Below are 12034 nucleotides of genomic sequence, written 5' to 3'. Positions count from 1 at the left end.
CCTTGCCCTTCTTCGTTGGCGGTGGTGCGCTGCCTGCTACGACGCGATCGTGATCAGCGGGGTTCCGTACTCGACCGTGTCGCCGTCATCGGCGACAGCGGCCACCACGCCGTCGGCCTGCGCTTCGACGGGCATCGTCAGCGTCAGCACCTCGACGCTGCCGAGCACGTCGCCGGCCACCACCCTCCGGCCGACCTCGATCGAAGGGGAATCCGACTGGGACGCGTGCCGGAACACTCCGACGCTCGGGGAGGTGACGACATGTTCCGAACCGTCCACCGGGGGGACCACACCGGTAGGCGCAGCATCGGGAACCGGCACCGGGCGCTGCGGCGCGACTGCCACGGGCACGGCGGGTGCCGGCTCGGCGTCCGATACGGACGCTGCGGTCGGCGCCGCGAGTGCAGCACCACGTCGTGCCACAGCGATGTGGACATCGCCCACCACGACCTCCGCCTGATCGAACCCGGCATTCTGCAGGGCCGTCAAGATCAGCTTGATATCGGCCGAAGAGATATCCACAACACTCCCTCGTTTCTAACAACCGGTTGGTAAAAACAGATTAAGCGTGTTCCGCATCACGTGCAAGTGCCAACTTGACACGGAGACGTCACAGACCCCGGTCTCGAGCGCCCGGACCGTCTCGCACAGAGCCGAATTGCTTCGGCGGGTGTGCCGACTCACCGCAGCTCGAGAACGGCGTCAACACGTACGATGATCGAATCCTGAGGCGGGATGAACACGGTGAGCTACGCTGGGTGAGATCGAAGAAGAAGGCCCACCCACGCGGCCGATGTCTGCAAGGACCCATGACTGAGAATGACCCGCTCCAGACACAGCGTGATGTACCTGGCGGCGCGGATCTCGACCTCATCACAGAATTGCGCACGGCCGGATTCGACGACGCCACCGAGATCGGTCGCGGTGGCTTCGGCGTGGTCTATCGCTGCAGGGAAGCTGCCCTCGACCGTACGGTGGCGGTGAAGGTCCTCACCGCCGATCTGGACGAGGAGAACAAGGAACGTTTCTTCCGGGAACAACAGGCTATGGGACGCCTGACCGGTCACCCCAACATCGTCAACGTGCTGCAAGTCGGAGCTACCACGACTGGGCGTCCCTACCTTGTGATGCAGTATCACCCACGGGATTCTCTCGATGCGTGGATTCGACTGCACGGACCCCTCTCGACCGAGCAGGTACTCCGTCTCGGGGTGAGGCTGGCCGGCGCCATCGAGAGTGCATATCGTTTCGGCATCATTCACCGTGACGTCAAGCCCGCGAATATCTTGCTCAGCGACTACGGCGAACCGGCCCTCACCGATTTCGGCATCGCGCACGTCGCCGGAGGTTTCGAGACCGCAACCGGCACGGTAACCGGCTCCCCCGCTTTCACCGCGCCCGAGGTCCTCGGCGGAGACCCTCCTGGGCCCGCGTCGGACGTCTATGGGCTCGGCGCCACCCTGTTCTGCGCATTGACCGGTCACGCGGCGTTCGAAAGGCGCAAAGGCGAACAGGTGGTCGCCCAGTTTCTGCGGATCACCACACAACCCGTGCCGGATCTGCGTGAAACCGGCATCGACGAGGATGTGTGCGCGCTCATCGAAATGGCGATGTCACGCAGTCCCGATGACCGCCCGACGGCTGCCGCACTCGGGGAGAAGATTCGGGGGCTGCAGCTCGACCACGGCTTCGGAGTCGACGAGATGGCACTGCACGCCGGCACGGAGGACGACCACCTCCAGGGACGATTCTCCGTGCCTCTCGGTTTGCCTTCGACAGAGCCTCCTGCCGGAGATCACCGCACACCCCGGCATGGGTCGTCCGTCGTCCCGGTCGGAAACCTCGCGCTCGAACTCACCAGTTTCGTCGGCCGCCGCGCGGAGCTGACGGAGACGCAGCATTTGCTGGAACTCTCCCGGCTGGTTACGTTGACAGGGATGGGGGGCGTCGGGAAGACGCGACTCGCGCTGAGGGTCGCTGCCGATCTACGAGACAAGTTTCAGGACGGCGTGTGGCTCGTCGAGCTGGATGAGATCAACGATGACTCCTTGCTCGTACAGCTGGTGTCCAGCACGCTGGGCGTGCGCGAGCAGCCGGCTCGGCCCCTGCGCGAGGTCCTCACGGACTTCGTCGCCTCCCGGAGCCTACTGTTGGTATTGGACAACTGCGAGCACCTGGTATCCGCGGTGGCAGAGTTGGCAGAGTCGCTGCTCCGCAGAAGCCCGAGGTTGCGGATTCTCACGACAAGCCGCGAGGCCCTGTCCATCGGCGGGGAGGCGACCTTGCGAGTGGCACCGCTGGCCGTACCTGTCCCAGGTCGACAGGTCGCCGGGCCGGGCGGCAACGATGCTGTTGCATTGTTCGCCGAACGCGCAGGCTCTGCCCAGCCAGGCTTCCAGCTCACCGCGCAGAACGAGTCTGCGGTCGCACAGATCTGCTCTCGCTTGGACGGGCTGCCTCTGGCCATCGAACTCGCGGCTGCCCGAATTCGCGTGATGTCACCTGAACAAATCCTCGAGCGACTGACCAACCGCTTCACACTGCTGACCCGCGGCAGCCGGGCTGCGCCGAGCCGTCAGCAGACGCTTCGATGGAGTATCGACTGGAGTTACGAACTGTGCAGCGCGGTCGAACAGCGCCTCTGGGAAAGATTGTCGGTGTTCGCCGGCGGGTTCGAACTCGACGCGGTCGAAGGAATCTGCGACGGAGATCTGCAACCAGATGAATTACTCGACTCGTTGTCCTCCCTTGTGGACAAGTCGATTCTTCTTCGGGAAGAGACCGACACCGTCGTCCGCTTCCGGCTGCTCGAGACCGTCCGCGAGTACGGGCGGCAAAAGTTGGACCAGTCCGAAAGCTACACAGAGCTACGCCGCAAGCACCGAGACTGGTATCAGCAGTTGGCGCTCGCTGCGGAGGCAGGTTGGATCAGCGACCGTCAACTGGACTGGATCAGCCGCCTCGAACGTGAACAACCCAACCTTCGTGAGGCTCTGAGCTCCACCGAGAACGAATCGGCGCTGGAACCCCCGGACGATGCCGCGCTGCGTGCCACCACCGCACTGTTCCCGTTCTGGCTCTCCCGAGGTCTACTGAGTGAGGGCCGGTACTGGCTCGACCGCATGCTCGCACGAGATTCGAGGCAGGAAACCATCGCGCGAATCACAGCGCTCTGCGCTGACAGCGTGCTCGCCGAACTGCAGGGCGACCTCGCCACCGGTCGATCACTGATCGAGCAGGCGCGGGTGACTGCCGGACCGAGGCCAGATCCTGCGATCCACGCCGAGATCGCTCACGCCGAGGGTATCTCGGCACTCTTCGGTGGCGACTTCGATACCGCACGTTCGCGCCTGGAAGTCGCGCTCGAACTCTTCGAATCGATCGGTGCACTCCGCCCGAAAGTCGAAGGACTGCTCCAGCTCGGCTGGGCGCATGCTTTTCGTGGAGATACCGAGCAGGCACTCATATCCCACGAAAAGGCTCTCGCGATTACCGAATCACGGGGGGAATCCGTGTATCGGTCCTACGCACTCTGGGGCACGGGGGTTGCCCACTGGCAGCAGGGCAATGAAGAAACCGCAGTCCGGAATCTCCGGCAATGTCTTCGGCTGGCGCGGCTACGCGACGACCCCCTGATGGCTGCGCCCAGCATGGAGGCACTCGCCTGGATCGTATGCGAGAGCGACAGTTCACGGGCGTCCGTGATGATGGGCGCCGCGGAGGCACTGGGACGAACTGTAGGCAGCTCCACCGTCCTCTTCCCCAATCTGCTCGTCCACCACGAAGCGTGCGAGCGACACACACGCGCCGCGCTCGGCCGTCACGCATTCGAGACCGCCCGCGACAAGGGCGCCAAGCTCGGGTTCCATGCGTCGATCGCTTACGCACTCGGCGAAACCGACGTCGACCCCACGACCACGATGACCAGGCGCGAGCGTCAAGTCGCGGAACTGGTCGCCACCGGTCGGACCGACAAAGAGATCGGCGAGCTGCTGACGATCAGTCCTCACACCGTTCACGGACACGTCAAACACATCATCGCCAAGCTCGGGCTCACCTCGCGAACACAGATCGCATCGGCGATGTCCCCTGTGAACGAAATGCGCACATCAGCCCGTCCGCTGTCCCACGACGCCTGATCGACCAAACGCGTTGCCGATCGGTTCTTGCCGCCGGAATGGTGGTTGCTTCGGGCGAAAGACAGTAGTGACTACTCCTGCTCGACCAATGGTGTCCGTGGTCACATTGTGCCGCGCAAATCCAGCGCTCTGCGGTCGTCAGCCTTCGAGGCGCGGAAGCACCGGCCAGTTGAAAACGAAGCTGTCGCACAGTGATTCTCTCTCCGGCCGGCAACCGGAGCTGGGACACGACAGCGACTCGAATTTCGTTTTCCACTAGACGGTTTCAGGATCACACCTGACCACGAGCTCGACTGCTGTCACGCAAATCTTTTCAAGATCCTCAGTTCAATCTCTACACCACGTGCCGACGAGGCTCAGGTCCGTTCCGGCGCGCTTAGAAGTCGACACAAACGTGTCGCGAAGGAGAGAGATGTTGAAGCAAGAGAAACTCCGTGCTGCCGCAGTAGCAGTCGTTGCACTGTCACTGTTGGCTGCCGGATGTTCGTCGGAGAGCGAGAACGCCAACGCCGCAGCAGCGGTCGAGGGAAACGCGGCGGGTTCCGGCTACTCCGCTGAAGCCTCCAAGGCTGTTCAGCAAGCGTACGAGGGGCTGTACACCGAGCCCACAGCCGACGGCCCGGCCGCGCAAAAGGGCAAGAACATCTGGGTGGTGTCCTGTTCACAGGCATTACCCGGCTGCTCCGAACCGGCCGCGGGGATCGAGGAGGCCGCGAAGGCGTTGGATTGGAACGTCACGGTCGTCGACGGGCAGGCCACCCCGGCCGGCTACAACTCCGCGATTCGTCAGGCCGTCGCAGCCAAGGCCGACGGGGTCATCGGAGTCGCCATCGACTGCGCGTACGCTACCGCCGCGCTCCAAGACGCCAAGAACGCGAAGATTCCCACCGTCGGCGTCTATGCCTACGACTGCGACGATCCCAAGGTCAATGGCGGCGAGGCGCTGTACAGTGCCCTGATCAACAACAATGGGACTCCGGGCGAGTTCGGTGCGCTGTGGGGCAAATTGAAGGCTCAATACGCTGCCGCCGCCACGAGCGGCGAGGCGAAGATCATTCAGCTGACGCATCCCGAATTCCTGGTCACGCAGTACGAAGTCGAGGGTTACAACGCCGAGATCGCGAAGTGCAGCACGTGTGAGGTCGTCGCCACGGTCGAAATCACCGCGCAAGATCTCGGTAGCCCTGCGACCACCGCGCAGAAGGTCGCTACCGTCCTGCAGCAGCATCCCGAAGCGAATGTCCTCGAGGTACCGGACGACACCACACTCGCACTTTCAGCGCAGGCCATCACCGCCGCCAACCGTTCCAACCTGACCGTGGTGGGGGGCGAGGGCTACCCGTCGACGTTCGACCTGATTCGCGAAGGCGTCGTCACGTCCGCAGTCGCCATCCCGGCGAACTGGCTCGGATGGAGCGGAGCGGATGCCATGAACCGTGTGCTCGCCGGACAGCCCGAGATTCCGAATCAAGGAGTGAGTTTCCAGATCATCGACGCCGAGCACGGCCTTCCCCCCGCCGGCAAGGGCTGGACTCCATCGGTGGACTACAAGGCGAGCTTCACTCGGTCCTGGAACGGCTGAACGCACGTGGGTGGACTTCCGTTGGGGGAAGTCCACCCACTGCGACGGACATTTGACTTTGCGGAAGGTACGAAATGGCACAGCACGGCAGTCTGCATCCGCAGCCAGGCGAAGAGCCCGGTCCGGTCGCACCTGAAGTGGGGATTCGGGTACGTTCTCTGACCAAGACATTCGGCGGTACCCATGCACTGAGAGACGTCAGCTTCGACATTACGCGCGGGTCCATACATGCATTGTGCGGAGGCAATGGTTCCGGAAAATCCACGCTGATCAAGATTCTGGCCGGCGTCCATCACGCCGACTCGGGCATGATCGAGATCGACGGACGCTCGCACGATGCGGCCAAAACGTCGCCGTCCTGGGCAAATCGACACGGTCTGCATTTCGTTCACCAGGCCTCGGCCACGTTCGCCGATTTGACCGTCGCTGAAAACTTCGCGATCGGTTCCTCGTTCGGAGGTCGGGCCCTGAGTCCGATTCGGTGGCGCGCGTTGCGCCAACACGTTCAGCGCGTGCTGGATCGGTTCGAACTGAACGTCGCCGCAACGACACGGATGGGGGATCTCTCCCCGGCCACACAGACGATGGTTTCAGTTGCTCGGGCACTGCAGGACGAGGCAGAAACGGATCGCGGTGCGTTGATCCTCGACGAACCGACCGCATCGCTGCCCGCGCACGAAGCAACAGCCGTGCTCGATGCCATGCGGCGGTATACCGAACGTGGCCACACGGTGGTCTTCGTGTCACACCGACTGGGAGAACTTCTCGACGTCGCCGACGAGATGACGTTCCTCCGCGATGGGCGACACCTCGAGACGAGGCCTGCCCGGGGTTTGAACACACGATCGTTGATCGAGAAGATCAGCGGTCACGCGCCTTCTGCGACGCCTGCACGACGAGTCGAGTCCGTGCGGGGTCAGGAGAGACTCAGGCTCGAGAACTACGCCGTCGGTCCTCTCCGAGACGTGTCGATGTCGGTGCGTGCGGGAGAGATCGTCGGTATCTCCGGCCTACTCGGATCTGGTAGGTCGACGCTTCTCAAGAGCCTCTTCGGCGTCCACGCCGCGACCGGCGGGACCGCGTCTCTCGACGGCAAACCGCTCACCGCCGACCACCCCGGGCAGGCAATTCGGCGGGGAGTGGCGTACCTGCCGGAAGACCGTGCGGGCCAAGCAGGTTTCAACGATCTGACCGTCCGGGAAAACTTGAGCGCTCCGGCTGTCGAGAACTATTGGCGCGGTCTGCGGATTCGACGTTCCGCTGAACGGGACGATGCGCAGATGGCCATCGAACTGTATGACGTCGTGACGTCGTCGGCCGAGGCCGTCTTTTCCAGCATGTCGGGAGGCAACCAGCAGAAAGTGGTTCTCGCGCGCTGGCTCGCGCTTCACCCCTTGCTGTTGCTCCTGGACGAACCGACACAGGGAGTGGACATCGGTGCGCGCAACGCCATCCACGACCGAATTCGAGAGGCCGCCCGCAATGGCACTTCGGTGTTGGTGGTGAGTTCGGATCCGCAAGAGTTGTCGGAGTTGTGCGATCGGGTGATCGGTCTCTGGCACGGAACCGTGCAAGGCGAGGCACGGGCCGAGGAGTTGTCGACACAGAGATGCACCGAACTCGCATACGGGCTGTCCACCGACACTTCACTCACGCACGGCACAGATAAGGAACGAGCTTGATGAGTACATCGACATCATCACCTGAGCAGGAAACAACTCCCGCGGGCATCGATCGGCCTGCTTCTCCGAAACCTCGATCGCCGAACAGCTCACGTCTGCTCGATCTGGGTGAGCGCTTCGGTTTGATCGCGCTACTTGTCGCGATCGTCATCGGATTCTCCCTCGCTCAGCCGGAAACGTTTGCCACCGCGGCGAACTGGCGCACGATCATATCGTCGCAGTCGGTCATCATCGTACTGGCTCTCGCGTTGATGGTGCCGCTTCTGTCCGGGAACTTCGATCTGTCCGTCGGATCCGTAGCGGGTTTGGCATCGATGGTGGCCGCAGGCCTGATGGCACGGGACGGCGTGCCCCTGGCAGTGGCGTGCGCGTTCGTCTTCGGGCTCGGTATCGTCATCGGTCTCGCCAACGGTCTGCTGGTCACCAAGTTCGGGCTCAATGGCCTCATCGCCACCTTGGGCTCGGCAACGATCATCGATGGTCTGGTCAGCTGGTACAGCGACAACACGAGTATCTCGTCCGGCATTTCGCGCGGCCTCGTCCGTTTCGGCACCGGTACCGTGCTCGGGGTGCCGTCGCTCGCCGTTGTCGCAGCGCTGATCGCGGTCGTCGTCGGTTATGTCGTGACCCAGACGCCTTTCGGACGCAGGCTCGTCTCGATTGGATCCTCGGGACCCGCGGCGGAGTTGGTCGGCATCCGAGTCGATCGGATGGTGGTCACCAGTTATGTCGTATCGGGGGGTATGTCAGGTCTCGCCGGCGTCCTGCTGCTGGCGCAGCAGGGCAGTGCGAGTCCGGGCTCGAACGGCATCGCTATTCTGCTGCCGGCCTTGGCGGCGGTGTACCTGGGCGCTTCGACGTGGACGCCGGGTCAGTTCAATGTCGTGGGCACAGTGCTCGGATTGGTCCTGGTCGCTGTCACCGTCAGCGGGTTGACGCTGACCGGTGCAGCATCCTGGGTGAATTCGGTGTGCTACGGATGCGCCCTCATTCTGGCGGTGGGTGCGTCCGCGTGGTTCCGAAAGAAGCGTAGCGGCGCGTGAGTTGAGTGGTCGGCGACGACGACAGGGTCCGCCGACCCGGTGACGGGCAGACGAGTTCGGCTTCTTCTGGATGGTCAGAAGGAGCCGAATTCGTCTGTCGACAACGACTATCAGCCGGCTACGGGCGCCCGTCTCAGGCACTCGACCTAGATTTCCGTCAGCGCTCCAGCCAGTTCGTGACGGCGGTAGATCCCGAGCTTGCCATAGACGTGTTGCAGCCGACTCTCGACAGTTCTGACCGAGATCACCAACTCTTCGGCGATTTCCCTGTTCGTTCGCCCGGCCGCCGCCAGATGGGCGGCCTGGCGTTCGGAGGCAGTGAGCGAGGCGCGCCCTTTGCTGCTCGCCAGAGCAGGCGTTCGGGGATTACCACAGGACACCGCCAATAGCACGGAGCGCCGCTCTGCTGCTGCGGCCGAGCGACTTTCGTTGGCGCGCGTCCATGCCGCCGCCGCATCGGCTGCAGCTTCCGCGGCCAACAGACCAGCTCCTATCTGCTCGAAGTCAACACTGATCGCATCCAGTCCTGTGGCATCTGCTCGGACCAAGGCTTCGACGTGCCTCAAACGGGCGGGGGCGAGGTGACCTTCCACGTGGGGTGCAATGTGCCGCATGGACGCCACCGCGCTGGACGGGTCCCCGGTTCGGGCCAAACTGTGCAGGGCAGCGAGGGCGCCGACGTGGTCACCGATCTCGACGCCCTTCCTCGCCGCCTGTTCGAAGGTCCGATGGGCGAGGTCGACACGAGTTTCTGCGACCTCGGTCCATCCCCGAGCCAGGTCCGGGTCGACACCCATGAAGTAACTCGCCGGGACATCGAGTGATTCGAGGTCGGACAGGGTCGCCCGCGCTTCGGATGCACGACCACTGACGGCCAGTGCGAGGGCGAGGTAACCCAGACAGAACTGAACGAACTGCGGCCTGCCGAGCTGCCGATACAGTGATGTCGCCGTCTGAGCTCGGCGGACAGCGAGGTCGACATGCCCCCGGTCGGCGACCGACTTCGACAGCTGCCACGCAAACAACGCTTGCGCTTCGAGGACTCGGGACGCGACCGCCTCGTTGTATTGAGTCGTCGAAATGCCCTCCGCGTCATCAAATCTGCCCCCGTACGACAGTGCCTCCACCTCGTAGAAGAAATGCATCCACGGGTACCAGTTCATCGGCTGAGTCAGTTTCAGCTGCGCCTCGCGACCGCGGCGCGCGACATCGACTGCCTCATCGATTCGGCCGGTGCGGGCCAGACTGTAGGAACCAGGCATGCACGCCCACACGAACGCGGTACCCTGCCCTTCGGCGATGATGTCGGCGGTTGCTTCGACGGCGTTCCGGAATCCTTCCTTGGCGACGATCAGCGCCGCCATACGTGCGGCGACGTCGTCGCGAGCAGTCCCGCCGAGGCTGGACCGGGCGCGTCGGGCGATGTCGAGTCCTTCCTCCAGGGCGCCGACGTAGATGACCCGATGATCGAGTCGAGAAAGGGTCACCTGCAGCATTTCTTCGGAGGTGGATGCTTTCTCCGCCAGTTGGGTGAAGGCGTCTTCGGATTCTGCGGGACGGCCCTGCAATCCGACCAGTTCCGCGAGCAGGATTTCGGACTCGAAGCCGGCTCCGGCCTCGATCGCGGCTCGAGCAAGTTGTTCGGCGAGGGGGAAGTCGTAGCGCCACCGTGCAAGCATCGCTGCTTCGTGCATCAGCCGGCTATCGCCTCCGCCGGCGAGCATGCGCCAGGTGGCTGTCCTCAGGATCTGTTGCCCGGAGTCCACCTCTGCTGTTCCCACGGCGTCTGCGAGGGACTGAACGATCGACCGCGCCCGCAGCTTGGGCACGCGGGCTCTGAGCACGTCGCCGTAAAGCGGGTGGCTGACCGTAACGACGATCCGATCGCCTTCGACGCAGGTGGCGATCAGTGCTTTTCGCTCGAGGGATTCTGCTACGTCCAAGCGGCCGAAAGCAGCCAATTCCGCTGCGCCGAGCGGTTCACCGAAGGCAATGACCTCGAGGAGAGCACGTTCGTCGTGACTGAGATCGCCGAGCCGATTGTCCACCAGTTCCGCCAGGCGATCGGTGGGCTCGAGGTCGCCCACGAGACGCCACACCCCGCCGTCGTTGCGGAGAACCTTCTTCTCGAAGGCGCCTCGCATCAGTTCACGGAGAAAGAGGATGTTCCCTCGGGAGCGCTCGGCCAGTTCCGCGACCACGGCGTCGTCGACCGGACCGCCCAACGCATGCGCGATCGCCTCAGCGACGGCGTCGTCGGGCAGCCCAGCCAACTCGATCCGGTCGGCCAGGCCGTTCTTCCACAAGCCGATGGTGGGATCGGGTGCAGGCATCCTCGAGCGCACTGTTCCGAGTATCAGCGCGGCGTTCGACTCGACCAGCTGATAGATCAGCGTGGCCGACATGTTGTCGATGTCGTGCATGTCGTCGACGGACAAGATCAGCGTTCGCCCTCGGGCGGCCGCGACAAGTGTGTCGGCGCACCGGCGCAACAGACTCGCGCGACTGCCCAGTCCGCTGGGTTGAACCTCCCAAATGCCTGCCGGTAGCAGTGGAGCGAAAGCCCCGAGCGGAATTCGAGAGCTTGCCCGCGTGGCGCGTACGCGGACGACGCCGAGACCCTCATCCGCCACGACGTGCAGGATGTCCGTCGCCAACCGGCTCTTTCCCACACCGGCTGCCCCGGCCAGCACCACACCTCGCCCCGCGCTGAGATTGGCGACTACCCGTTGCCACTCCTCGGCCCGTCCTACGAGTGGCCAGTCGTTCGTTACGCGTGCTGCGGTCGCACCGGGATTGTCTGCCGCTGACACGTTCACCTCTGACCGGTTAACCTATCGCTGATGTGATCAGCAGCACACCCTACCAAACGCCTGCGTGAAATTTGCCGCGTAATCGATTACCGCATGGCCGACGAGGAGACGACCTCCACACCTGTCGCCGTTGACAATTGCCGACTCCACAGCACATCCAGGAGGCGACACTCCTGTCGATTTGCACTCCTTCTTTTCAAACAACCGGTTGGCTAAAACAGGGTAGGCCCGTTGGGCATCGCGGGCAAGTACCGACCTCGGCTTCGACACCACCGGGCGCGTTCGTCCAGCATGAAGGACTCGAGACAGCTTCGCGACGAGTGCTTGTCCCACCTGTCAGCCCCGCCACCCTCGGGCGGGTGTACTCTCGGCGCGACCGACCGCGCGTCCCCGCAGCATCGTGCACGTTGCGGAGACGCGGGAAGCTCGTTGGTGTCTCGGAAGTCGCGTCGGCGACGCCCTTCGCTCCGTCAGATCCTCCGCAGACGGCGGGCCGGCCGATCTTCCGATCTCCCAGCCGATTGCGCGAAGGCACCGAGATCGAACCGAGCGTTGAATGCATACCGGGGTCAGGCGCGGACAGTCCTGATCCCATCGAAGAATTCATTGAATGATGAGGAGTTGACCCCAAATGTTGGATCTTCAGGGACGAGTCGCCGTAGTCACCGGAGCCGGAGCCGGCATGGGACGCTCACACGCGCTCACCCTCGCCGCCCGAGGCGCCCGAGTCGTCGTCAACGACGTCTCCCGAGACCACGCCGAACACACCGTCACC

The 12034-nt window shown here is 63.7% G+C and carries 7 protein-coding genes; 5 read left to right on the top strand and 2 right to left on the bottom strand.

Features of this window, described 5'->3' with window-relative positions:
• Positions 1-36 precede the first annotated feature (36 nt).
• Positions 37-522 (bottom strand): biotin/lipoyl-containing protein, encoded by a 486-nt coding sequence (locus CA951_RS33180; protein ID WP_087560921.1) that lies wholly within the window; start codon positions 520-522, stop codon positions 37-39.
• Positions 523-809: 287 nt separating this feature from the next.
• Between CA951_RS33180 and CA951_RS33175 the strand changes: the two genes are divergently transcribed.
• From CA951_RS33175 to CA951_RS33160, 4 genes are all read left to right on the top strand, one after another.
• On the top strand, positions 810-4139 hold the full coding sequence (locus tag CA951_RS33175; protein ID WP_087560920.1) for a protein kinase: 3330 nt from the start codon (positions 810-812) through the stop codon (positions 4137-4139).
• Between the two features lie 412 nt (positions 4140-4551).
• On the top strand, positions 4552-5721 hold the full coding sequence (locus CA951_RS33170; protein ID WP_087560919.1) for a substrate-binding domain-containing protein: 1170 nt from the start codon (positions 4552-4554) through the stop codon (positions 5719-5721).
• A 74-nt stretch (positions 5722-5795) separates the two neighbouring features.
• Positions 5796-7403: a sugar ABC transporter ATP-binding protein gene (locus tag CA951_RS33165; RefSeq protein WP_087560918.1), complete on the top strand. Its 1608-nt coding sequence runs from the start codon at positions 5796-5798 to the stop codon at positions 7401-7403.
• Positions 7403-8446: an ABC transporter permease gene (locus CA951_RS33160; protein WP_087560917.1), complete on the top strand. Its 1044-nt coding sequence runs from the start codon at positions 7403-7405 to the stop codon at positions 8444-8446. The genes CA951_RS33165 and CA951_RS33160 overlap by 1 nt, the downstream gene beginning before the upstream one ends.
• Before the next feature lie 146 nt (positions 8447-8592).
• Here CA951_RS33160 and CA951_RS33155 read toward each other — a convergent pair whose 3' ends face one another.
• Positions 8593-11259, bottom strand: a complete 2667-nt coding sequence (locus CA951_RS33155) for an AAA family ATPase (RefSeq protein ID WP_179220400.1) — start codon at positions 11257-11259, stop codon at positions 8593-8595.
• Between the two features lie 631 nt (positions 11260-11890).
• Between CA951_RS33155 and CA951_RS33150 the strand changes: the two genes are divergently transcribed.
• Positions 11891-12034: SDR family NAD(P)-dependent oxidoreductase (locus CA951_RS33150; RefSeq protein WP_143543139.1), on the top strand; the 144-nt coding region annotated here is incomplete at its 3' end.

It is taken from the genome of Rhodococcus sp. NCIMB 12038 (assembly GCF_002165735.1).
Taxonomy (GTDB): domain Bacteria; phylum Actinomycetota; class Actinomycetes; order Mycobacteriales; family Mycobacteriaceae; genus Rhodococcus_F.
Note: the sequence above shows the minus strand (reverse complement) of the source record. Positions and strands in the feature narration are given on the sequence as shown.

Excerpts from the sequence above, each read along its gene's own strand:
- CA951_RS33175 (WP_087560920.1), top strand. The coding sequence starts at position 810 with ATGACTGAGAATGACCCGCTCCAGACACAGCGTGATGTACCTGGCGGC.
- CA951_RS33170 (WP_087560919.1), top strand. The coding sequence starts at position 4,552 with ATGTTGAAGCAAGAGAAACTCCGTGCTGCCGCAGTAGCAGTCGTTGCA.
- CA951_RS33165 (WP_087560918.1), top strand. The coding sequence starts at position 5,796 with ATGGCACAGCACGGCAGTCTGCATCCGCAGCCAGGCGAAGAGCCCGGT.
- CA951_RS33160 (WP_087560917.1), top strand. The coding sequence starts at position 7,403 with ATGAGTACATCGACATCATCACCTGAGCAGGAAACAACTCCCGCGGGC.